We start from the raw sequence: 21,704 nt of genomic DNA on the forward strand, positions 1-21,704 counted from the left end.
AAAATTATTGGGCCAAATGCAAGATCATCCCTGAGGGTAACCACCGAAACGACGGCGGAGACGAGGATGACATTCGAGGTCATCTTGGCCTCACCCGGTAGAGAACGCGCGCATGAAGTGGCGGGTGCCAGTTTCGACTCCGGCGCCTCACTCATATCCGATGTTCTTAGACGGCCGCCGTGCCGCAGGCATCGCCAGCACGACGAGACACAGCGCGATCATCGCCAGTCCCATGAATTCGAATGCAAATGCGTCCACGGGTCATTCTCCCCCATTAGAAACAATTAGACTTGTTGGGGGAGCGTTGACGCGCTGTTAAGCCTTATGGTTACCGCCGCGAGCCTCCCGGCATGGTGGAGGGTGAGTTAACGCTCACGACGGGTGTCGCGGCACAATGCGTTCGCGCTAGGCCACGAGCTTCGGCAGCGCGGCCGCGAGCGCGTTGACCGCAAGCCGGACCTTCAGCGGCAGTCGCGGCGTCGGCAGCCACAACGCATGACAATCGTAGGGAAGCTCCCCTTCGTTGCCGAGAACGCGGACCAGCGCGCCACGCTCGAGGCGTTCGCGCACCAGCCAGGAGGGTAGCCACGCCAGCCCCATGCCGCGCGCCGCGGCGTCGGCGATGGCTTCGAGATCGTCGAGCCGGAGCCGCCCGGCGGGCCAGACCTCGCGCGGTGGCTGGCCGTCGCGCGGGAACAGCCACGGGCGCGCGCGCCCGAGGCGGCGATAGACGATCGCCTGATGCTGGCCGAGCTCGTCGAGTGCGCGCGGCCGGCCGTGCGCCTTCAAATACGCGCGCGAGCCGCACACCACCATGCGCTGGCACGCGATGCGCCGCGCGATCACACTGGATTGCTCGTCGAGATCACCGGTCCTGATCGCAAAATCGTAGCCGCCGTCCATCAGGTCGGCGACCGGATCCCCGAACGAGAGATCGAGCTCCAGGGCAGGATATTTCTGCGCCAGCTTGAGCAGCAGCGGCGCCACGCAGTGCCGGCCCAACAGCGCCGGCATCGTCACCTTGAGCCGTCCGCGCGGTTCGGACAGTTGATCGGAAGCGAGCGCGTCGGCGGCTTCCGCCTCGGCGAGCACCGCGCGGCAGCGCTCGTAATAGGCTTGGCCGAACTCGGTCAGGCTCTGACGCCGCGTGGTGCGATGGATCAGGCGGACGCCGAGCCGCTCCTCGAGGAAGCGGACATGCTTGCCGACCATCGGGCCGGACATCTCGAGTGCCTCGGCGGCGGCGGCGAAGGAGCCGAGATCGACCGCCCTGAGAAACACGGCCATGCTGGTCAGGCGGTCCATCATTCGAAACCCTCAGTTTTGACTGTTCAGTCTGCGGGATGATTTATCTGCAGAACTGGCCCTGGCATAGCTCATTCAATTGAACTGTTTTGCAATTCAACTGCTTTGGAGTGTTGCCGATGGCTCGCGTGGTTCGTTTTCATCAACATGGTGGTCCTGAGGTGCTGCGGATCGAGGATGTGGCGATCGCGCCGCCGGCGCGCGGCGAGATCCGGATCCGGATCAAGGCGCTCGGACTGAACCGCGCCGAGGCGCTGATGCGGAGGGGGACCTATATCGAGACGCCGACATTGCCGTCCGGCCTCGGTCTCGAGGCCGCCGGCCTTGTCGAAACGATCGGCGAGGGGGTCGGCGGTTTCGCGCTTGGGGATGCCGTCAGCATCGTGCCGCCGATCTCGATGGCGCGCTGGCCGGCCTATGGCGAGCTCGCAACGTTCCCGGCCGTACTCGTCGTCAAGCATCCGCCGGCGCTGGGTTTTCAGGAAGCTGCCGCGGTGTGGATGCAATACCTCACGGCGTATGGCGCCTTGATCGATATTGCGAAGCTTGCCCGTGCGGAGTTCGTCGTCATCACGGCAGCATCGAGCAGCGTCGGGCTCGCCGCGATCCAGATCGCCAACCGTATCGGTGCGATCCCGATCGCGGTGACGCGCACGTCAGCCAAGGCGCAGGCCCTGCGCGACGCTGGCGCTGCGCATGTGATCGCGTCCGCAGAGGAAGACCTGCAATCGAGGCTGGAGCAGATCGCAGGGCCGAACGGCGTTCGCGTGGTGCTCGACCCGGTCGGCGGCCCCGTCTTCATGCCGCTGACGTCAGCGATGGCGCATGGCGGCATCCTGATCGAGTATGGCGGGCTCAGCGAGGCGCCGACGCCGTTTCCGCTGTTCACGGTGCTGAGCAAGAGCCTGATCCTGCGCGGCTACCGGGTGCACGAGATTGTCCAGGATCCGGCGCGGCTCGAAGCGGCGAAGGCGTTCATCCTCGACGGGCTTGCCGACGGCGCGCTGAAGCCGATCATCGCGCGGACGTTTCCGTTCGAGGAGATCGTGGAGGCGCACCGGTATCTGGAGTCGAACGTGCAGTTCGGGAAGATCGTGGTGACGGTGTGAGAGTAGGATGGGTAGAGCGCAGCGAAACCCATCAAAATCTACCGGCCGGAACACCGATGATGGGTTTCGCTGCGCTCTACCCATCCTACAAATCTTGGGCTCACGTCCCGCAGAACGTCTGCGTCACCATCTGCTCGGGCAGCGGAGGATCGGCGTAGGCCGCATATTGCGGCTGGTCCTCGAACGGCTTTGCCAGCACCGTCAGCAGCTCCTCGAACGGCGCGTAGTCGTCGCTGTTGACGGCTGCCTGGATCACAGCCTCGATGCGGTGGTTGCGCGGGATGAAGGCCGGATTGACGGTGTTCATCGCCGCCTTGCGCTCGGCCGCGCTGTGCTGTTCCAGCGCGAGGCGGGCGCGCCAGCGGCCGGCCCATTCCTCGAATGCTGCGGGATCGGTGAACTGCGCGCGGACGTCGGCGGCGTCGCCGCTGGCTGCCTCGCCGAGATGGCGGAAGGTCAGCGTGAAGTCGGCCGCGTTCCTGGCCATCGCGTCGAGCAGATCCTGGATCAGCGCTTCGTCACCGTCGCGCGCAGTGAACAGGCCGACCTTGGCGCGCAGCCCGGCCTGATAGGCCGCGGTGAACTTCTCCGGAAATTCGCCGAGGATCACTTGCGCCTGCTCGATGGCCTTCTCCTGCTCGCCGTCGAACAGCGGCAACAGGCATTCGGCGAGCCGGGTCAGATTCCACAGCGCGATGCGCGGCTGGTTGGCATAGGCGTAGCGGCCCATCTCGTCGATCGAGGAGAACACCTGCGCCGGGTTGTAGGCGTCGAGGAAGGCGCACGGGCCATAGTCGATAGTCTCGCCCGAGATCGAGCTGTTGTCGGTGTTCATGACGCCGTGGATGAAGCCGACCAGCAGCCAGCGCGCGACCAGCGCGGCCTGCCGCGCCACGACGCCGGCGAGCAGCGCGTGATAGGGCTGGGCGGCATCCTTCAGCTCGGGATAGTGCCTGGCGATGACATGGTCGGCCAGCGCACGCACGCCGTCGGTGTCGCCGCGGGCGGCGAAGAATTGGAAGGTGCCGACGCGAATGTGGCTCGCGGCGACGCGGGTCAGGACCGCGCCCGGCAGCGCGGTCTCGCGCATCACGGGCTCTCCGGTGACGACGGCGGCGAGCGAGCGGGTGGTCGGGATGCCCAGCGCGAACATCGCCTCGCTGACGAGGTATTCGCGCAGCACCGGACCGAGCGCGGCGCGGCCGTCGCCGCGGCGGGAGAACGGGGTCGGGCCGCTGCCCTTGAGCTGGATGTCGCGGCGGACGCCATCCTTGTCGATGACCTCGCCGAGCAGGATGGCGCGGCCATCGCCGAGCTGGGGCACAAAGTGCCCGAACTGGTGGCCGGCATAGGCCATCGCGATCGGGTCCGCCCCGTCAGGCAGCCGCTTGCCGGCGAGGATTTCGGCGCCCTCCGCCGTCGAGAGCAGGTCCGGATCCAGCCCGAGCTGGACCGCGAGCGGCCGGTTCAGCTTGATCAGCCGGGGGGCGGCCACCGGGGTCGGCGCGACGCGGGCGAAAAAGTTCGCCGGCAGCGCCGAATAGGTGTTCTGGAAGGGGAAATGGATGGTCATATCGGGAAGATAGGCCTGCGGGGCGAATAGGCAAACGGTCAGCGCCCACTTGGCGCCGGATCGGCGTAAAATCTGCGGTTTCGGGGCAAAACCGGCCGTTCCCTTGGTTGCCGCACCCGGCCTCGTCGGGTAAACCCTCCGCAACTTCGGACAGGGCATTTTGGCCCTGTCGCGATTCGACCCTCCGACATCAGTTTTGGAACGAATATGCATCGCTACCGGTCACACACATGCGGCGCGCTCCGAGAGAGCGATATCGACCAGACGGCCCGGCTGTCAGGCTGGGTCCACCGTGTCCGAGACCATGGCGGCGTGCTGTTCGTCGATTTGCGCGACCATTACGGCATCACCCAGTGCGTGGCCGATCCGGACTCGCCGGCGTTCGCCGAGGTCGAGAAGTTCCGCTCGGAGTGGGTGGTACGGATCGACGGCAAGGTGCGCCGCCGTCCCGCCGGCACCGACAATCCCGAACTGCCGACCGGCCTGATCGAAATCTACATCAAGGAGATCGAGGTGCTTGGCCCCGCGGCCGAGCTGCCGCTGCCGGTGTTCGGCGAGCAGGAATATCCTGAAGACATCAGGCTCAAATACCGCTTCCTCGACCTGCGTCGCGAGAAGCTGCACCAGAACATCATGACCCGCGGCGCGGTGGTCGATTCCATGCGCAAGCGGATGAAGGAGCAGGGCTTCTTCGAATTCCAGACCCCGATCCTGACGGCGTCGTCGCCGGAAGGCGCGCGCGACTTCCTGGTGCCCTCGCGCATTCATCCCGGCAAGTTCTACGCGCTGCCGCAGGCGCCGCAGCAGTACAAGCAGCTGTTGATGATGTCGGGTTTCGACCGCTACTTCCAGATCGCGCCGTGCTTCCGCGACGAGGACCCGCGCGCCGACCGCCTGCCGGGCGAGTTCTACCAGCTCGACGTCGAGATGAGCTTTGTCACCCAGGATGACGTGTTCGCGGCGATGGAGCCCGTGATCACCGGCATCTTTGAAGATTTTGCCAAGGGCAAGCCGGTCACGAAGAACTGGCCGCGAATTCCGTTCGCGGAAGCGGTGCGCAAATACGGCTCCGACAAACCTGATTTGCGCAACAAGATCGTGATGCAGGAAGTCTCCGAGCATTTCCGCGGCTCCGGCTTCAAGGTGTTCGCGCGGATGCTAGAAGATCCCAAGAACCAGGTCTGGGCGATCCCCGGCACCGGCGGCGGCTCGCGCGCCTTCTGCGACCGCATGAACTCGTGGGCGCAGGGCGAGGGCCAACCCGGCCTCGGCTACATCATGTGGCGCGAGGGCGGCGAGGGCGCAGGTCCCTTGGCGAACAACATCGGCCCGGAGCGCACGGCCGCGATCCGCGATCAGCTCGGCCTGAAGGAGGGCGATGCCGCCTTCTTCGTCGCCGGCGATCCCGAGAAGTTCTGGAAGTTCGCAGGTCTCGCGCGCACCAAGCTTGGTGAAGAGCTGAACCAGATCGACAAGGACCGTTTCGAGCTCGCCTGGATCGTCGACTTCCCGATGTACGAGTATGACGAGGAGAACAAGAAGGTCGACTTCTCGCACAACCCGTTCTCGATGCCGCAGGGCGGCCTCGACGCGCTGAAGACGCAGGATCCACTGACGATCAAGGCGTTCCAGTACGACATTGCCTGCAACGGCTACGAGATCGCCTCGGGCGGCATCCGCAACCACAAGCCGGAAGCGATGGTGAAGGCGTTCGAGATCGCAGGCTACGGCGAGCAGGAGGTCATCGACCGCTTCGGCGGCATGTACCGTGCGTTCCAGTACGGCGCACCGCCGCATGGCGGCATGGCGGCCGGCCTCGACCGCATCGTGATGCTGCTCTGCGGCACCAACAATCTGCGCGAGATCTCGCTGTTCCCGATGAACCAGCAGGCCATGGACCTCTTGATGGGCGCGCCCTCGGAAGCAACGCCGAAGCAGCTCAAGGAGCTGCACATCCGGACCAACCTGCCGGCGAAGAGCTGACGGCGGAGAGATTACCTAGCTCCGCTCTTGTCGAGTACGTAGCCCGGATGGAGCGAAGCGAAATCCGGGGCGGTCTCTCCTGCGGCGACATCTTTCCCGGATTACGCTTCGCTCCATCCGGGCTACGGGATGGAGCGAGCGCGTCACAACCCCGTCGAGGCTTCGATCCGGAATTGCGCCAGCGCCGACTGTGGATCGGTCTTGAGCAGCTGCATCAGCTGAAGCGCCGGCGCTTTCGCGCGCGGGGTCAGCTTGATCACCAGCGTCTGTCCCGGCGTCTCGATGAACTGGCTGATGGCGGTGACGAGAGCCGTGACATCGGCACTGCCGCCGCTGACCGCTTGGCCCTGCGCCTTGATGGTGCTGAGGACCGCGTTGCGCGCCTCGTCGCGGCTGACATTCTGGGTGCGCGCGTATTGGGCGATGGCGAGATCGATGACGCCGAGGTCGTGGACAGTCAGCTCGATCGTGCCGGCCTCGATCTGCGCGGCCGCGCCCAGGGATTCCGCGGCGCTGGTCGAGAATGCCTCGCGCGGCACGTTGGCGAGCGTGACCTTCGCCGACGTGTTCAACAGGCCCGCCATGTCGAGCTTGACCGGCTCGAGCGCGAACGAACGTGACGCCTCGGTCCAGACCGCGCCGAGATCGGCATCGACGGCCATCCGGTCGATCCCGGCGGCGACGAGTGCCTGTTGCTGCGGATCGGCCGCATCCAGCGGCGCCGCCATCTTCGCGACCAGCCGCAGCTTGCTCGGGATCGTTCCGACGAACTGGCCCCAGTCGAGGCTGAAGACGTCGATGTTGACCGGCTTGCCGGTGGCCTTGTAGGGCGAGGTGACACCCTTGATCTCGACACCCTCGATCAGCGGGAACAGCGTGAGCGCCTGTTCAGGCGACGGCTTCTGCGCGGCGAACTGCGCCGAGAGCAGGATGAAGCTGGCGACATCGAGCGACTTCAGCGCGAAACGTCCGACCTTGAAGGGACCGTTCGGGGCATTGCCATCAAGTCCCTCGACCGCAAGCTCGCCGATCTTGCCGTGTTCGAAGTTGAACCGCATCGAGGCAAGCTTGAGCGGGCCTTTCGGAGTCTCAACCGAGAGCCCATGCAGCTCGGCATTTCCGATGCTGGCACCCGAATAGAGGCCGGCGACTTTCTCCAGCAGTTCGCGCGCCTGGGCCGGAGACGGCGGTGGACTGCCCGGTGGCGGAACCATTGCCAGCAGCGCCGGCAGTTGCATCTTTGACGGGTTGACCCTGACGTCGTCGATGGTCATGCCATCGATCCGCATGTTGAGGTGAGGCGTGGTCGTGGTGGTGATCACGTAGGGGCCGGCGGAAACGTGCCCTTGAACCCGGTAGTCCCGGTCGTCGTTGGTCTTGGCCGGATCGAATATCGCCGCCATCGCGCCGACGTCGATATCGGTCGCGACCATATTCGCAAGATCGCCGGTCGTCTTGAGCGCCTTGCCCGCCGCCTGCGAGTTGATGGTGAACGCGACCTTGTCGATCTTGTTGGTGCCTATCTTTCCGTTCTTCATGTTTTCGATGGCAAGGCCTGAATAGGCGAATTCGCCACCGGCGCCGTCGCCGACATCTGCGGCGGCGCTGAAGGTCATCGTTCCGGTCAAGGTGGGCGCGGTCACCGACGATGCGTTGATGCTCGCGAGCTGGGTGAATGCGAACCGGTACAGCTCGAAGATCGAGGACGAGGCCGGAAGCTGGGGCAGGCCGGCCGGACCGGAATAGTCCTTCACCGTGATCCGCGGCGCCTTGTAGGTCAGGATGGCGATGGTCGGCGTCGGCCCCGTCGCGCCGATCTCGACATCATTGAATGTGATATTGTCAGCGGAGATCCGGCCCGCGTCGGTTTGACCGAGGCCTGTCATGGTGAGGTTGGCAATCCTGACGTTGACCGGGGATTGCGTCCCCGACTCGGCGGTGATGTCCGAAATCGTCAGGGTGCGGCTCTTGGTGTCGAACGCGATCTTGCCGTGGCTCGCCTTGGCGCCGGCGGCACGGACCTGCTCGAAGGCGGCCTCGACGTCGCGCGTGACCCGGCGCTGGGCATAGAAGTCGAAACCGAAGTAGCCGCCGGCCGCGACGACTGCGACGGCGACCAGGCCGAGCAGAATTTTCTTCATTCGGTCAACTCCGGATCATCAAGGAAAAAAATTGCCAATCGGCGGTCGGAAGGTGCAGCATCGATGAACGGGCCCGCCCGGGCCTGTTGACGGGGATAGTATCCGATGTTGCATCCAAGCGGCGGGACATGCTTCACATCCGGCTCGATTTGCCGGACAACTGACTTTTGCCTGGATTAGCACAGAAACAAGAAATTTGGGCCGGAAACGCGGGAAGCACGCATGTCGTCATCGTCTGAAGAACTCCATAATGCCGCGCTCGCCTATCACCGGCTGCCGCGGCCGGGCAAGCTCGAGATCCAGGCGATCAAGCCGCTTGCCAACCAGCGCGACCTGGCGCTGGCCTATTCGCCGGGCGTGGCCGCCGCCTGCACCGAGATCGCCAAGAACCCGGCCGAGGCGGCCACGCTGACCGCCCGCGCCAATCTGGTGGCCGTGGTCTCGAACGGCACGGCGGTGCTCGGGCTCGGCAATATCGGCCCGTTGGCCTCCAAGCCCGTCATGGAAGGCAAGGCGGTGCTGTTCAAGAAATTCGCCGGCATCGATGTGTTCGACATCGAGATCAACGCCAATACGATCGAGCGCGTGGTGGAGACCGTCGCGGCGCTGGAGCCGACCTTCGGCGGCATCAATCTGGAGGACATCCGCGGGCCGGAGTGCTTCGAGATCGAGACGCAGCTCAAGGAGCGCATGAAGATCCCGGTGTTCCACGACGATCAGCATGGCACCGCCATCATCGTTGCGGCCGCGATCGTCAACGGGCTGCTGCTGAACGGCAAGCAACTGTCCGACGTGAAGATCGTCTGCTCGGGCGCGGGCGCTGCCGCGATCGCGACGCTCAATCTGCTGGTCTCGATGGGGGCGCAGCGCAAGAACATCTTCGTCTGCGACATCGACGGTGTGGTCTATGAGGGCCGTAACACCACGATGGACCGCTGGAAGGCGGTCTACACCCAGAAGACCGACGCGCGCGTGCTCGCCGACGTCGTTCCGGGCGCGGACATCTTCATCGGGCTGTCGGCGCCGGGCGTGCTGAAGCCTGAGATGGTCAAGCAGATGGCCGACAAGCCACTGGTGATGGCGCTTGCCAATCCGGTGCCGGAGATCATGCCGGAAGAGGCGCGCGCGGCGCGTCCCGACGCGATGATCTGCACCGGCCGGTCGGACTATCCGAACCAGGTCAACAACGTGCTGTGCTTCCCCTTCATCTTCCGCGGCGCGCTCGACGTCGGCGCCACCGCGATCAACGAGGCGATGAAGCATGCCGCGGTCGATGCGATCGCGCAACTCGCGCGCGATCCGCCGTCGGATGCGGTGGCCCATGGTTTCGACACCGGCGAGACGCAGGGGTTCGGCCCGGGCTCGCTGATCCCGAGCCCGTTCGATCCGCGGCTGATCCTGCGCATCGCACCGGCCGTCGCCAAGGCCGCAATCGAGTCCGGCGTCGCGACCCGGCCGATCACCAATTTCGACGAATATGCCGCGAGCCTCGAACGCTTCGCGTTCCGCTCCGGCCTCACCATGAAGCCGGTGTTTGCCAAAGCGAAAACCCAGCCGGTGCGCGTGATCTACGCCGAGGGCGAGGACGAGCGCGTGCTGCGCGCGACCCAGGTGGTGCTCGAGGAAAAGCTGGCGCGGCCGATCCTGGTCGGCCGTCCGTCCGTGGTCGAAACCCGGATCAAGCGCTTCGGCCTGTCGATCAAGGCCGGCCGCGATTTCGACCTGGTCAATCCCGAGGACGATCCGCGCTACCGTTCCTACGTGCAGTCCTACATCGACGTCGCCGGGCGTCGCGGCGTGACGCCGGAGGCCGCGCGGACGGTGGTCCGCACCAACAATACGGTGATTGCGGCGCTGGCAGTGTCGCGCGGCGAGGCCGACGCGATGCTGTGCGGCGTCGAGGGCCGCTACATGAGCCATCTGCGCCATGTCCGCGAGATCATCGGCTTCCTGCCGGGGGTCAGCGACTATGCCGCGCTGGCGCTGATGATCACGTCCACCGGCGCCCATTTCCTCGCCGACACCCAGGTGCGGCCGAACCCGAGCGCGGAGGAACTGGCGGAAGTCGCATCGCTCGCGGCGATCCACGTTCAGCGCTTCGCCTTCAAGCCGAAGGTCGCCTTCGTGTCACATTCCGACTTCGGCAGCTATGATACGGACTCCTCGCGCAAGATGCGGCGGGCCACCCAGCTCTTGAAGGACAAGCATCCGGAAATCGAGGCCGACGGCGAAATGCAGGGCGACACCGCGCTGTCGGCGGTTGCGCGCAAGCTCGTCCTGCCGCAGTCGCGGCTGGAAGGCGAGGCCAACATCCTGATCATGCCGAACCTCGATGCCGCCAACATCGCCTACCAAATGATCAAGTCGCTGGCCAACGCGTTGCCGGTGGGGCCGATCCTGATCGGTCCGGCGCGTCCGGCGCACATCCTCACTCCCGGCGTGACGGCGCGCGGCATCCTCAACATGACCGCGGTTGCCGCGGTCGAGGCCCAGGAGCGCGCCGGCCGCGCGCAGCCGACGCTGTTCGGCTGAGCACGAGACGTCAGACGGATTCGATTTGATCGAAGCAGGCGGGGCGGCCATACTCGCTCCGCCTGCTTCGTCCGATTTCTGCCATCCAGTGAGGCCGACCCATGCCAGCGTTCATCACCTTCGGGCGCATTCTGTTCGCCGTGCTGTTCCTCTATTCGGGGGCGAGCAAGCTGTTCGGCATCCAGGCGACGGCGGATCTGCTCACGGCCAAGGTGACGATCCCGGCCATCGTCGCGCCCTATACGCAGCAGATCGAGACCTTCGTCGGCATGCCGTTCATGCAGCTGTTGGCGATCACGATCGGCGGCTTCGAGATCATCGCGGGGCTGATGATCGCGGTGAACGTGCTGGCAAGGTTCTTCGCGATCCTGCTGATCATCTTCGTGTGCTTCACGACCTTCTATTTCCATGATTTCTGGAATCAGCCGGCACCCGACAACGCCAAGACCCTGATCGACGCGCTGAAGAACCTGTCGCTGATCGGCGCGCTGTTCATCATCGCCGGCTACGGCCGCGGCCCGCGCCGCGACGACCCGGCTTATGGGGACGTGTAGAGCGGCAGCATAGCTACGTAGGATGGGTAGAGCGAAGCGAAACCCATCATCGTGCCGCAGGTTGGAAGTGATGGGTTTCGCTTCGCTCTACCCATCCTACGGGCATCGCCGCTTTCAACCCACGCGCCGCCACGGTGTGACGCTGACGTCCTGCGCGGCGTCGATCAGTTGCGGCGCACCGGCGTGAAGGCCGTGCGCCGACAGCACCTGCTGCGGGGTGCGGGCAGGGACGCCGGGAAAGCACGGCTCGCCGTCGGGGATGTGCACCTTCGGTGCGACCGAGAGCCAAAACGTGTCGTAGCGGTCCATGAACATGCCGAATACGCCGGGGCCGCCGATGATCGCGACCATGCCCGAGGTCACGCCGGCCTCGCGGCTCGCGGCCTCGAACGGGCAGCCGGCGGGATTCCACAACAGCGCCTTCGGATTGTCAGGATCGGGTGCGATGGCCCCGACCTTGCCGGTCAGAATCAGGCGGCGCCGTTTCGGTGCGTTCGGCTGTTCTTCCTGGGAGTGGCGGCCATGCACGACGAGATCGGCGCGGTCGAGGGCTGCGGTGAAGAACCGCTTGTCGCCCTCGACCTTGAGATCGTCAGGCATCACGTTGTGCGAGTTCGCCAGCCGGCCGTCGGCCGAGACGATGACAAAGCCCTCAATACGCAACGCTGGCACAGAAGCGATCGCCGGCGCGGCTACTGATCGACGGTGGTGACGACGCTGTTCACCGGCCGCGAGCTCACGGTCGGCAGCTTGACGTCCTTGGCGAGCTCCTGCTCGTATTGCGGCAGCACGGTCGCCGGGAATTTGGCGCGCATCGCCACCACCTTGTAGCCGCCGGCCTTGAGCTGCGTCAGCAGCGTCGGCAGGGCTTCCGCGGTGTGCTTCTGGAAGTCGTGCATCAGGATGATGCCCTTGCCGAGCTTGGCGAGCTTCTTCATCACGGTGTCGATCACGGCTTGCGAGTTCTTCGACTTGAAGTCGAAGGAGTCGAGGTCGCAGGAGAAGATCGCAATGTTTCGGTTGCCGAGATAGGTGACCATCTCCGGCGGATGCTGCAGCGCCGGGAAGCGGAAGAACGGCGAGGGCGACGTCTCGAGCGCCCACTTGACCGCAGCCAGGCCGCGCTCGATCTCGTCCTTCTTCTGATCCTCGGTCAGCTTCTTGTTGTTCAGATTCTCGTGCGACCAGGTGTGCGAGCCGACGGTGTGGCCGGCGGCATAGACCTGCCGCAGGATCTCCGGGTGATAGGTGGCGTGCTTGCCGATCGGGAAGAAGATGCCCGTGGTGCATTCATCCGCGAGCGCCTTCAGCACCGCCGGCGTGTTGGCCGGCCACGGACCGTCGTCGAAGGTCAGCACCACCTCATGGTCGCGCAGGAAGTCGAGCTGCTTGAAATGCTCGAAGCCGAAGCCGGGACCGCCGGTGGTGTCGATCTCGACGGTGCGGGCGACGCCGAGCGCGTTCGGATTGTTGCAGGCGGCGCGTGCCGGCTGCGGCGGTTGCTTCGGCGGCACTTGAGCGGCCGCTGCGGCGGGCGCCGGTGCAGCGGCGGCAGGCGCTGGAGCTGCGGCCGCCGGTGCCGCGGCGGCGCCCTTGGCGGGCGGCGTCTGCGACCAAGCTGCGCTCGACGCGAGCAACGATACGGTCCCTGCGAAAATCAGACCTGCCGCAATGCGCATGGCGTGTTCCCTGCTGATCGCGCTCCCGGTGCCGGCACTGCCGCAACCAAGGCCGCTTCACCCCCAAACCGATCGTACCCTAGTCACAGTGCCGACGCCAAGGCAATGAACGTGGCGGGCCCTGTCCGAAATCCCAGTTAATTCCGGGGATTACCGCCACCTCTCAGGCCGCCGCCAGTGCCCGTGCGATCCCGGTTTTGATGCGCGTGTCGTCCGGCGTGACCGACTCAGGGAAGACGTCGGCGATATAGCCGTCGCGGCCGATCAGGTATTTGTGGAAATTCCAGCGCGGCACGTCCTTCGGCCGTGCCTCCGCCGCCCAGCGGTAAAACGGGTGCGCGTTGGCGCCCTTGACCACGGCTTTCGCCGCGATCGGGAAGGTGACGCCGTATTGATGCTGCGCGGTCTCGGCGATCTCGGTCGGGCCGCCGGGTTCCTGGCCGCCGAAATCATTGGAGGGCACGCCGATGATGACGAAGCCGCGATCGCGGAATTCGGTCCACAATTGCTGCAGGCCGGCATATTGCGGCGTGAAGCCACAGAGCGAGGCCGTGTTCACGATCATCAGGGGATGGCCGGTATAGTCGGCAAGGCGAATGTCGCCGCCAGAGAGTGCCGGGAATGAGAAGGCGTAGGCGGTGATCCGGCTCATCGCCGGCTGCTCCGCATGCAGCGCACGGGATCCCGCGGCCGCGGCGAACGCCGCCACGATCAGTGTCCTGCGGTCCATCATAGTCTCGTCCCCGGAACAGATGTCGCTGACATCATAATCCAGCGGGCAGGCGCAAGCTTTCAAGAAGGCGTTATAGGTCGCACTCAGCGCAGCGGCAGGATGAAGTCGGTGCCTTCGCCGGTCTCGCCCTGGTTCACGCCGAGGTCGGAGACGATGATCGATCCGCCGGTGCCGAGCGCTTCGTTGATCCGCGCCATCGCGTCGGCCGGAATCGAGATACGGTCGAGCGCCTCGGCCGGGGTGTCGGTCGCCGGCTGCGGTTTGACCTCGGCCGGCGCTGCGGCCGCCAGCTTGCGGCGATGCGAGGCACGCTCCTCGACGTCGATGCGGGCGGCGTTGCGGGTCGGCAGCGTCACCACCGACCAGCGCAGCAGGTTCGCATCCGTCTTGTCGGCTACCGCGGTGAACACATGCGTGCCGAGCGGCCGGTCGCTTGCCGCGATCGTCACCGGCACCTCGAACAGCGGCGCAAAGTTCTGCCGCACATAGAGCTTGGAATCCTTGCGGCTGATGAACACCGCGATCTGGCCGGCGCGCTTCGACACGTCGATCTTGGCGATGCCCGGCAGCCGTGCCGGATCCTTGGCCGCGTCCTGCTTGGCATCGGGGGTATCAGCGGCGGTTGCGGCCTCGGCGGGCTTGTCCGCCGTCTTGACCGCATTCGCCGCATTGGCGGCGTCCTTGGCCGCATCAGTCTTCGATGCGTCGGCCTTGGGTGCCTCGGCAACGCCAGGCTTGGCGGCGTCCGGCTTGGGCTCGTCGACTTTGGCTTCCGCCTTCACCGGGTCGCTTGCGGACACCTCGGACTTCGGCGTGTCGGTGCTGCCGGTGACTTCGCCGACGGTCTTGTCGTCGGTGGCGGCGCTGCTGTCGTCAGCGGCCGAATTGGTCTCGGCCGGCTTGTCGGCCGCGGCCGTCTCGGTCGCCGTCGTCTCGGACTTGTCAGCCGCGATCTTCTCCGCAATGGCGTCGCGCGCGGTGGAGGAGGAGGCATCGGACATCGTCGCCGACGCGCTTGCCGCCGGCATCGCGCCGCTGGCGTCGGCGGTGTGGGTATTGTCGCGCAGCGACTCGGGCGACGCGGCATGGCCGACGCTGCTGCGCAAGTCGAGACTGGATTGCTTGTCCGCACCTTTGTCGCTCTTCACGCCGAGCGGCGCATCCATCTTCAGGACTTCGTCGGCAACCGGCTGCTGCGGGATGACCTTCTGCGTCACCAGCAGCGGATGCGAGAAATTCTCTGGCGAGATCGTGCCCGGCGTGACGAACACGCGGGCGCCCATCCGCGTCCAGTTGTACATCTTGACCGCAAACGACATCGGCATGCGGATGCAGCCATGCGAGGCCGGATAGCCGGGCAGCACGCCGGCGTGCATGGCGATGCCCGACCAGGTGATACGTTGCATGTACGGCATCGGCGCGCCGCTGTAGATGTTGGACTGGTGGTATTTCTGCTTCTGGATGACGCTGAAGACACCCATCGGGGTCGAATGCCCCTTCATGCCCGTCGATACCGGGCTCTCGGCATAGAGGCCGTTGGCGTCGTAGATGCTGACCCGCTGCTGGTCGATCGAGACCGAGATGATCAGGGGACCCTGCGGCTTGCGGCCGGCGTCCTTCTCGAGCGCCGGATTCTTCTTGGCCGTACTGCGCTTCGGCTTCGGCCGGGGCTGCTGCGGCGGCATCGGCTCGACATCGCCGTAATAGCCGGAGTCACGGTTCCAGTAGAACAGGGCTGCATCGGCCTGCGAGGAGGCGGCCACGGTGCCGGCCGCCGTCAAAATTGCAAACTGCCAGAACCGCCCATTCGCAGACTCAAAAATCGAAATCCGACGTCCGCTTGCGCGCATATTCCGAATCCCAGTCCAAACTATCTGTTGGTTGTCGCAGACGCCGAACGCGTTCACCAGCGCAAGCGATCTAACCCTTCCGTGAGGGGCGATTTTTCGACGAAAGAGTAGCAAAAAAGCCTCACAGGAGGTTAAAGCGCCCGGTCTGATCACCGAACTGTCAACGCCTTCCTGTGCGGCGTTTGCGCACTACATAGGCGGGATCCACCCCGCGGAGACCTCAATGACATCGAGAAATGTGAGCTTGTGTGACGTGCGATTGTCGTCTCGATGGGGCTGCGCGGCGCTGCTGATGTTGCTGGCTTTGGGGCAGGCAGTTCCTGCGGCCGCGGCCGACGAGCCGGACCTGATCTTTCGTCGCTCGACGGTGTTCAAATGGGTGAGCCCCAACGACAAGCTTGCGACCTATGGCGTCGACGACCCCGAGGTCGAGGGCGTCGCCTGTCACTTCACGGTGCCGGAGAAGGGCGGCTTCAAGGGCTGGCTTGGCCTTGCCGAGGAAGTCTCCGATATCTCGCTGGCTTGCCGGCAGATCGGGCCGATCCGTTTCAAGAGCAAGCTCAGCCAGGGCGACGACATGTTCAGCAAGCGGCGGTCGCTGTTCTTCAAGCGGATGCAGATCGTGCGCGGCTGCGACGCCAAGCGCAACGTGCTGGTCTACATGGTCTATTCCGACAAGCTGATCGAGGGCTCGCCGAAGAACTCGACGTCGTCGGTGCCGATCATGCCTTGGGGCGCGACCGACAGCACCGCCGTGCAGAAGTGCGGCGAGTTCATTCAGTAGCGGGAGCAGGGGCTTGGCCCGGGCGGCTGAAGCGGCGGGCGAGCTAGCGTTTGATTTGCCGGAACTGCTTCGCGCCGATGCTGAGGTCGGGGCGCGCGTTTGGGTCGTGGCAGCCGACGAGGCGGACCAGCTTCTGCTGCGCGCACTCATTGTCGCCCATCACATAGGCGCCCTGCTGCGGCATCGCAGCCGTCATCTGTTGCTGCCGGCCGGATTTGCTGGCTGCGGATTGATTGCCAACACCGATGTTGCCATTACCCACGACTGACATCCTTCGTTGGATCGGGAATCACGACAACGTGCCACCGCCGAGATGGTTGCACGGCGCCCAGATGAGTCGGCCGAACCACCGGCCGGTTCACACCGCTGCTTCCTGTCTCAGCAGAGGAAAGTTAAGAAAGCGCGGTAGCCCGCTCAATTTGCACGCATAATCCGCCGGGCGTGCAACTGCCGGGCGGCTTCCGACGCGCGAAATTTTGAACACGCTCATGGGCGTCGCACTCTCACTGAAAACATTGGCGTTTTCCGGCCAATGTTTCGTGAGCTGCCCGCCGACGAAACAATTCTCCGGCCGACGAAACCATTTTCAGCTTGTTCCGCAGAACTCCCGAAACCGCAGATCGTTATCAAACCGTCAACACAACGGCGCCGGACGCCGAACAGCAATGACGGAGACTGCCAGATGCGGACCATGAGCCTGATCCTCGCCTTCGCTTTCGTGATGGCCGGTTCGTCGATGGCTGGTACCCCGGACAATGGTTTGCCCGGTATCGGCACCTTCTCCTACAACGGCCCGCCGGTGGTCACCTCGGCCCCGATGGTGATGGCGCAGGCCAACTGAGCGCGACGCGACAAACAGAACTGCCGGTAAAGGCTCCCCATGTTGCTCCGTATCTGTTCCGCCGCGATCCTGGCATCACTCGCCTTGATGAGTCTCTTGGCAGGTTCCGCGCAGGCCCAATCCCAACTTCCGCTCGACTCGATACAGATCCGGTCGCTGTACCGGGTGCCCGAACCGCGCGACGAGTTCGTGCGCCAGTGCGCGCCGCATATGCTCGGGCGCTGGGCGCATCCCGAGGCGGTGTGCGGTTGCCTGCATGACCATGCTGCCGCGACGGTGGACGATCCCGATCTGCGCCAGGCGCTGCTACGTGGCATCAGCGAGACCGGCGTGCCGACCATCGAGACCGATTGGGTGCCGCCGTCCAAGCAAAACGAGATTGGCCCGACCTTCACCAAGATCGCCAAGCCGACGCTGCAATGCATGTTCGAGCCGATCTCGAACTGAGCGGCGTGTTGCCGATGCAATGATGGACGAGGCGCCTCGCGACAGCGGGGCGCTTTACTTTTTGGCGAGGCGCGGCACGCAGCTTTGGGTCCGCACCACGCCGTTCTGGCTCAGCTTGGCGCCGATCACCTGCTTGATCTGCCCGGCCGGGCAGGAGCCGTCATCGACCAGGACGCGCTGACCGACCCGGAGGTCGACGATGTCAGCCTCGCGCATGACGGTCTGTGCGGAGGCGGAATGAATGATCGCGACAAGTGCTGCGGCGCTGACCAGCGCGACCAATCCAATGCGCGGCATCGCAGCCCCCTTCACTTGTTCTGGATCTTGACCCCGTCGGGGCCGACATTGATCTGCAGGCCTTCAGGCTGCTTCTTTGCCTGATACAGATTGTAGCCGAGCATCCCTGCGATCACGACCAGCGCGCCGATCACGAGATACAGGACGTTGCGATTGGGCATCCGGTATCTCCGTAGGCGGACACTGACTGAACGCGGGCGACCTTAGTCAGGTGGTTGCGATTCTCCTAGAGCGCTGCGGCCTGGCGGATGGCTTCACCGATATCTTGCGCGTCGCGCGCAGCGCAGCCAGCGTTGCCTTCGCCAATTGTTCCGCCGACGCGAGCAGTTGCGGAACCGGATGACCTGAAAATCCCAGCACGAAGCCGGGCAGTGGGCGTGCACGATGATAGGTCTCGGCGAGCAGCCAGCCGCCGACGCCGGCAGCCGCCTTGGCCTGCGCGGCAAGCAGCGGATCGGTCGCGGGATCGAGCCGCGCCACGAGGTGCAGGCCTTGCGACGGCACGGGAACCGTGAGCTCGCCCTGGGATGCACGGGTGAGTGTCGACGCCAGGACGTCGCGCGCCTCGCGATAGAGTTTGCGCGATTTGCGCAAGTTGGCGGCGAAGGCGCCGGAGTTCAGCATGTCCGCGACCGCGCCTTCCATCAGGGTGCCGGGAAAACGATCGAGCGCGGCACGCGCCGCCGTCACCGGACCGATCAAGGCTTCGGGCAGGGCGCAGTAACCGATCCGCAATCCCGGAAACAGCGTCTTTGCAAACGTGCCCATGTAGATCACGCGGCGCAGATGATCGATGCCGGCGAGCGACAGCAGCGGAGCGCCGTCATAGCGGAACTCGCTGTCGTAATCGTCCTCGAACACGAAGGCGCCGGCGTCCCTGGCCCAGTCGAGCAGCTCGAGCCGGCGCGGCATCGCCATCTGTACGCCGAGCGGAAACTGGTGCGACGGCGTGACATAGGCGGCGCGCGCCACGGGAGCGGATACGCGTCCCCTGTCGATGCGCATGCCTGATCCATCGACCGGTACCGACACCGGGCGATAGCCGCAATGCTCGATCGCGCGCCGCGCCGCCGGATAGCCGGGGTCCTCACACCAGACCTGGTCGCCGGGCTTGAGGATCGCCCCTAACACGATACGCAGCGCATGCAGCGTGCCCGAGGCCAGCATGATCTGGTCGGGATCGCAGCGCAGCCCGCGCGCCGACAGCAGATGGTCCGAGATCGCGGCGCGCAACTCGCTGCTGCCGCGGGGATCGCCGTAATGCAGATGCTCGGAGCCGAAGGCGCGCAGCCGGCGGCCGGCAAAGGCGCGGAAGCGCTGCAGCGCGCGCTCATCGATATGCGTGCAGCCGAGCGACAGCGCGTTGTGCTGCGGCGGCTCGATCTCGATCTTGGCGCGTCGGGGCGCTGTGGCCTGGGCCGGAATCCGCGCCGCGACGAAGGTGCCGGAGCCGGTTGTTGCCACCGCAAAGCCGTCGGCGATCAGGCGCTCATAGGCCGTGGTGACAGCGTTGCGGCGGAAGCCGGTCTGCCTGGCGAGCGCGCGCGACGGCGGCAGCGGCTCGCCCGGCTTGACGAGGCCGCCGACGATGGTGTGGCACAGCGCCTGATAGAGCCGCTGCTGCGAGGCCGCGCCAGGGGTCACATGCGGGCCGGTGAGGTCGAGCGGCAGCTCGGGCTTGCGCGCCGCGGGCTTGCGGGAATTGGTCGGAATTTTTCGCATGGAATTGGCACTATCGCAGACCAAATGGACCGCTACAACTCTGGACAGATTCCAGATTTCGAAAGGCACTGCCGTGACCGAAGGCGCGTCCACTCCGTCCTACCCCATGTCGTCCCGCAACCGGGTCAAGCGCCGCCATGACCGCGGCTTCTACGACCACGCCACCGTGCACAAGATCCTGGACGCCTCGATGCTGTGCCACGTCTCCTACGTGATCGACGGCCAGCCCTATTGCACGCCGACCTTCTTCTGGCGCGAGGGCACCAAGCTCTATTGGCACGGCTCGAGCGCGAGCCGGATGCTGGAGAACCAGTCGGAAGGGCAGCGGGTGTGCCTGACGGTCGCCCATCTCGACAGCCTGGTGCTGGCGCGTTGCGGCTTTAACCATTCAGCCGACTATCGCGCGGTGATGGCATTCGGCACCGCCTATCTCGTCACCGATCCCGAGGAGAAGGAGCGCGCGATCGTTGCGATGGTCGACCGCTTCTTTCCCGAGCGCACCGCAAGCCTGCGCGCCAGCAACAAGAAGGAGATCAAGGCGACCTCGTTCATCGCGATGGAGATCGAGGAGGCCTCGGCAAAGGTGCGCGCCAAGGGCGTCGCCGACGACGACGAGGATTACGAGTTGCCGATCTATGCCGAGCGCATTGCGGTGCGCACCGTGCTCGGCGCGCCCGAGCCGTGTCCGCGGCTGCTCGACGGCGTGACGCGACCTGCGACGCTCGATGGCTATTCGGAAGGCCGTCTGCTCGAAGATGCATTGCGAGATGCCTATTTTGCGCAATACAAGGAGGGGTGAAATCGGGTTACGGTGCGGCTCCCGCCCTTTCTGATGCCCCCCAATGGAGCTGCCGAATGACTGCCGAGACGCAACAACGAATCCTTGCTGCCGTTGACGAGGGATTCGATGCGCAGCTTGCGACGACGCAGGCCTTTATCGCGATCCCCTCGACCCGCGGCGCCGAGGGGCCGTGCCAGGACATGATCGGCGATCTCCTGCGCGAGCGCGGTTATGAGGTCGACGACTGGCACATCAATCTCGACGAGCTGAAGGATTTGCGCGGCTTCGGCCCGATCGAGCATGATTTCTCCAAGGCGCGCACGGTGGTCGGCACCTACCGCCCGGCCACCAATGCCGGCAAATCGCTGATCCTGCAGGGCCACTGCGACGTGGTGCCGACCGGTCCGCTCGAGATGTGGGAGACGCCGCCGTTCTCGCCGGTCATCAAGGACGGCAGGATGTATGGCCGCGGCGCCTGCGACATGAAGTCCGGCACCATCGCTGCGCTCTACGCGCTGGATGCGATCAAGAAGGCCGGCCTGAAGCCGACGGCGCGGATTCACTTCCAGTCTGTGATCGAGGAGGAGAGCACCGGCGTCGGCGCGCTCTCGACCTTGCAGCGCGGCTACCGCGCCGATGCCTGCTTCATCCCGGAGCCGACCAACGGCAAGATGATCCGCTCGCAGGTCGGCGTGATCTGGTTCCGCCTGAAGGTGCGCGGCTTCCCGGTGCATGTGTTCGAGGCCGGTGCCGGCTCGAACGCGATCATGGCGGCGTACCACCTGGTGCACGCGCTGGAGAAGCTTGAGATCGCCTGGAACGAGCGCGCCAAGGCCGACCGTCATTTCAAGGACGTCAATCATCCGATCAACTTCAACCCGGGCATCATCAAAGGTGGCGACTGGGCCTCCAGCGTGCCGGCCTGGTGCGACGTCGACTGCCGCATCGCGGTGCTGCCGGGCTGGTCGATCGCCGAATGTCAGAAGGAGATTTTGGCCTGCGTCTCGGCCGCGGCGCGCGATCATCGTTTCCTCTCCAACAATCCGCCGCAGGTGGAGTGGTCGGGCTTCCTATCGGAAGGCTATGAGCTGGTGAACTCCGAGGCGCCGGAAGCGGCCTTCGCCAGGGCGCATCAGGCGGTCTATGGCGGGGCGGTGGAAGACCGCGCCTTCACCGCGCTGACCGACACGCGCTTCTACGGCCTGAACTACGCCATCCCGAGCCTCTGCTTTGGCGCCAGCGGTGCGGCGATGCACGGCTTCAACGAATATGTCGAATTGGACTCGCTGCGGAAGTCGACCAAGGCGACCGCGCTGTTCATCGCGGAATGGTGCGGGGTGGAGCAGGCGTAGCTGCCCCGTTTGCGTCATTGC

General features: G+C 65.3%; 20 protein-coding genes. 10 read left to right on the forward strand and 10 right to left on the reverse strand.

The genetic code is table 11. The annotated features are described in order from the left end of the window. Positions 1 to 405: 405 nt before the first annotated feature. Entirely contained in the window at positions 406 to 1,305 is a 900-nt protein-coding gene (locus ACVIGB_RS06040) for a LysR family transcriptional regulator (protein ID WP_456725231.1), read from the reverse strand. A 119-nt stretch (positions 1,306 to 1,424) separates the two neighbouring features. On the opposite strand from ACVIGB_RS06040, the gene ACVIGB_RS06045 reads away from it, so the two are divergent. Continuing rightward, on the forward strand, positions 1,425 to 2,414 hold the full coding sequence (locus ACVIGB_RS06045; RefSeq protein ID WP_456723398.1) for a zinc-dependent alcohol dehydrogenase family protein: 990 nt from the start codon (positions 1,425 to 1,427) through the stop codon (positions 2,412 to 2,414). A 100-nt stretch (positions 2,415 to 2,514) separates the two neighbouring features. Here the strand turns inward: ACVIGB_RS06045 and ACVIGB_RS06050 are convergent, their stop codons facing one another. Beyond that, positions 2,515 to 3,987, reverse strand: a complete 1,473-nt coding sequence (locus tag ACVIGB_RS06050) for a protein adenylyltransferase SelO (protein WP_456723397.1) — start codon at positions 3,985 to 3,987, stop codon at positions 2,515 to 2,517. Positions 3,988 to 4,194: 207 nt separating this feature from the next. Between ACVIGB_RS06050 and aspS the strand changes: the two genes are divergently transcribed. Beyond that, positions 4,195 to 5,970, forward strand: coding sequence for an aspartate--tRNA ligase (aspS, locus tag ACVIGB_RS06055; RefSeq protein WP_456723396.1), 1,776 nt, complete (start codon positions 4,195 to 4,197; stop codon positions 5,968 to 5,970). A 143-nt stretch (positions 5,971 to 6,113) separates the two neighbouring features. Here aspS and ACVIGB_RS06060 read toward each other — a convergent pair whose 3' ends face one another. Beyond that, positions 6,114 to 8,111, reverse strand: coding sequence for a hypothetical protein (locus ACVIGB_RS06060; protein ID WP_456723395.1), 1,998 nt, complete (start codon positions 8,109 to 8,111; stop codon positions 6,114 to 6,116). A 222-nt stretch (positions 8,112 to 8,333) separates the two neighbouring features. On the opposite strand from ACVIGB_RS06060, the gene ACVIGB_RS06065 reads away from it, so the two are divergent. Beyond that, positions 8,334 to 10,643, forward strand: coding sequence for an NADP-dependent malic enzyme (locus ACVIGB_RS06065; RefSeq protein ID WP_456723394.1), 2,310 nt, complete (start codon positions 8,334 to 8,336; stop codon positions 10,641 to 10,643). A 101-nt stretch (positions 10,644 to 10,744) separates the two neighbouring features. Then, on the forward strand, positions 10,745 to 11,197 hold the full coding sequence (locus ACVIGB_RS06070; protein ID WP_050401433.1) for a DoxX family protein: 453 nt from the start codon (positions 10,745 to 10,747) through the stop codon (positions 11,195 to 11,197). A gap of 114 nt (positions 11,198 to 11,311) precedes the next feature. On the opposite strand, the gene ACVIGB_RS06075 is transcribed toward ACVIGB_RS06070, so the two are convergent. The 4 genes from ACVIGB_RS06075 to ACVIGB_RS06090 all read right to left on the reverse strand — a co-directional run bounded on the left by ACVIGB_RS06075 (position 11,312) and on the right by ACVIGB_RS06090 (position 15,459). Next, on the reverse strand, positions 11,312 to 11,878 hold the full coding sequence (locus ACVIGB_RS06075; RefSeq protein ID WP_092125578.1) for a dihydrofolate reductase: 567 nt from the start codon (positions 11,876 to 11,878) through the stop codon (positions 11,312 to 11,314). Between the two features lie 11 nt (positions 11,879 to 11,889). Then, positions 11,890 to 12,876 carry a polysaccharide deacetylase family protein gene (locus ACVIGB_RS06080; RefSeq protein WP_092113527.1) on the reverse strand — a complete coding sequence of 329 codons (987 nt, stop codon included), beginning with the start codon at positions 12,874 to 12,876 and terminating at the stop codon, positions 11,890 to 11,892. Positions 12,877 to 13,039: 163 nt separating this feature from the next. Beyond that, positions 13,040 to 13,609: a glutathione peroxidase gene (locus tag ACVIGB_RS06085; protein WP_456723393.1), complete on the reverse strand. Its 570-nt coding sequence runs from the start codon at positions 13,607 to 13,609 to the stop codon at positions 13,040 to 13,042. Positions 13,610 to 13,692: 83 nt separating this feature from the next. Beyond that, positions 13,693 to 15,459, reverse strand: coding sequence for a L,D-transpeptidase family protein (locus tag ACVIGB_RS06090; RefSeq protein WP_456723392.1), 1,767 nt, complete (start codon positions 15,457 to 15,459; stop codon positions 13,693 to 13,695). A 223-nt stretch (positions 15,460 to 15,682) separates the two neighbouring features. On the opposite strand from ACVIGB_RS06090, the gene ACVIGB_RS06095 reads away from it, so the two are divergent. The 4 genes from ACVIGB_RS06095 to ACVIGB_RS06110 all read left to right on the forward strand — a co-directional run bounded on the left by ACVIGB_RS06095 (position 15,683) and on the right by ACVIGB_RS06110 (position 17,531). Further along, the gene (locus ACVIGB_RS06095) at positions 15,683 to 16,243 is read left to right on the forward strand and encodes a CreA family protein (protein WP_456723391.1); all 561 of its coding nucleotides are present in this window, start codon (positions 15,683 to 15,685) and stop codon (positions 16,241 to 16,243) included. Between the two features lie 13 nt (positions 16,244 to 16,256). Next, positions 16,257 to 16,511 carry a hypothetical protein gene (locus ACVIGB_RS06100; protein ID WP_171947545.1) on the forward strand — a complete coding sequence of 85 codons (255 nt, stop codon included), beginning with the start codon at positions 16,257 to 16,259 and terminating at the stop codon, positions 16,509 to 16,511. Positions 16,512 to 16,925: 414 nt separating this feature from the next. After that, entirely contained in the window at positions 16,926 to 17,084 is a 159-nt protein-coding gene (locus tag ACVIGB_RS06105; RefSeq protein WP_456723390.1) for a hypothetical protein, read from the forward strand. A 39-nt stretch (positions 17,085 to 17,123) separates the two neighbouring features. Beyond that, complete coding sequence (locus ACVIGB_RS06110; RefSeq protein WP_092113536.1) at positions 17,124 to 17,531, forward strand: hypothetical protein; 408 nt, start codon at positions 17,124 to 17,126, stop codon at positions 17,529 to 17,531. Positions 17,532 to 17,585: 54 nt separating this feature from the next. Here the strand turns inward: ACVIGB_RS06110 and ACVIGB_RS06115 are convergent, their stop codons facing one another. The 3 genes from ACVIGB_RS06115 to pdxR are packed head-to-tail and all read right to left on the reverse strand — an operon-like array spanning position 17,586 to position 19,550. Beyond that, a complete protein-coding gene (locus tag ACVIGB_RS06115) occupies positions 17,586 to 17,828 on the reverse strand; it encodes a DUF6719 family protein (protein ID WP_456723389.1) in 243 nt (80 codons plus the stop codon). Between the two features lie 11 nt (positions 17,829 to 17,839). Further along, positions 17,840 to 17,989 carry a hypothetical protein gene (locus tag ACVIGB_RS06120; RefSeq protein ID WP_165445530.1) on the reverse strand — a complete coding sequence of 50 codons (150 nt, stop codon included), beginning with the start codon at positions 17,987 to 17,989 and terminating at the stop codon, positions 17,840 to 17,842. A gap of 46 nt (positions 17,990 to 18,035) precedes the next feature. Then, positions 18,036 to 19,550 carry a MocR-like pyridoxine biosynthesis transcription factor PdxR gene (gene pdxR, locus ACVIGB_RS06125; protein ID WP_456749117.1) on the reverse strand — a complete coding sequence of 505 codons (1,515 nt, stop codon included), beginning with the start codon at positions 19,548 to 19,550 and terminating at the stop codon, positions 18,036 to 18,038. Between the two features lie 106 nt (positions 19,551 to 19,656). Between pdxR and ACVIGB_RS06130 the strand changes: the two genes are divergently transcribed. Continuing rightward, positions 19,657 to 20,349 (forward strand): pyridoxamine 5'-phosphate oxidase family protein, encoded by a 693-nt coding sequence (locus tag ACVIGB_RS06130; protein ID WP_456725230.1) that lies wholly within the window; start codon positions 19,657 to 19,659, stop codon positions 20,347 to 20,349. Between the two features lie 56 nt (positions 20,350 to 20,405). Then, positions 20,406 to 21,683, forward strand: a complete 1,278-nt coding sequence (locus tag ACVIGB_RS06135; RefSeq protein ID WP_456723388.1) for an ArgE/DapE family deacylase — start codon at positions 20,406 to 20,408, stop codon at positions 21,681 to 21,683. The last annotated feature ends 21 nt before the right edge of the window (positions 21,684 to 21,704 follow it).

It is taken from the genome of Bradyrhizobium sp. USDA 4341, assembly GCF_054063755.1.

Coding starts and splice junctions, on each gene's coding strand:
- ACVIGB_RS06040 (WP_456725231.1), bottom strand. CDS start 1,305: ATGGACCGCCTGACCAGCATGGCCGTGTTTCTCAGGGCGGTCGATCTC.
- ACVIGB_RS06045 (WP_456723398.1), top strand. CDS start 1,425: ATGGCTCGCGTGGTTCGTTTTCATCAACATGGTGGTCCTGAGGTGCTG.
- ACVIGB_RS06050 (WP_456723397.1), bottom strand. CDS start 3,987: ATGACCATCCATTTCCCCTTCCAGAACACCTATTCGGCGCTGCCGGCG.
- aspS (WP_456723396.1), top strand. CDS start 4,195: ATGCATCGCTACCGGTCACACACATGCGGCGCGCTCCGAGAGAGCGAT.
- ACVIGB_RS06060 (WP_456723395.1), bottom strand. CDS start 8,111: ATGAAGAAAATTCTGCTCGGCCTGGTCGCCGTCGCAGTCGTCGCGGCC.
- ACVIGB_RS06065 (WP_456723394.1), top strand. CDS start 8,334: ATGTCGTCATCGTCTGAAGAACTCCATAATGCCGCGCTCGCCTATCAC.
- ACVIGB_RS06070 (WP_050401433.1), top strand. CDS start 10,745: ATGCCAGCGTTCATCACCTTCGGGCGCATTCTGTTCGCCGTGCTGTTC.
- ACVIGB_RS06080 (WP_092113527.1), bottom strand. CDS start 12,876: ATGCGCATTGCGGCAGGTCTGATTTTCGCAGGGACCGTATCGTTGCTC.
- ACVIGB_RS06085 (WP_456723393.1), bottom strand. CDS start 13,609: ATGATGGACCGCAGGACACTGATCGTGGCGGCGTTCGCCGCGGCCGCG.
- ACVIGB_RS06090 (WP_456723392.1), bottom strand. CDS start 15,459: ATGCGCGCAAGCGGACGTCGGATTTCGATTTTTGAGTCTGCGAATGGG.
- ACVIGB_RS06095 (WP_456723391.1), top strand. CDS start 15,683: ATGACATCGAGAAATGTGAGCTTGTGTGACGTGCGATTGTCGTCTCGA.
- ACVIGB_RS06105 (WP_456723390.1), top strand. CDS start 16,926: ATGCGGACCATGAGCCTGATCCTCGCCTTCGCTTTCGTGATGGCCGGT.
- ACVIGB_RS06110 (WP_092113536.1), top strand. CDS start 17,124: ATGTTGCTCCGTATCTGTTCCGCCGCGATCCTGGCATCACTCGCCTTG.
- ACVIGB_RS06115 (WP_456723389.1), bottom strand. CDS start 17,828: ATGCCGCGCATTGGATTGGTCGCGCTGGTCAGCGCCGCAGCACTTGTC.
- ACVIGB_RS06120 (WP_165445530.1), bottom strand. CDS start 17,989: ATGCCCAATCGCAACGTCCTGTATCTCGTGATCGGCGCGCTGGTCGTG.
- pdxR (WP_456749117.1), bottom strand. CDS start 19,550: ATGCGAAAAATTCCGACCAATTCCCGCAAGCCCGCGGCGCGCAAGCCC.
- ACVIGB_RS06130 (WP_456725230.1), top strand. CDS start 19,657: ATGTCGTCCCGCAACCGGGTCAAGCGCCGCCATGACCGCGGCTTCTAC.
- ACVIGB_RS06135 (WP_456723388.1), top strand. CDS start 20,406: ATGACTGCCGAGACGCAACAACGAATCCTTGCTGCCGTTGACGAGGGA.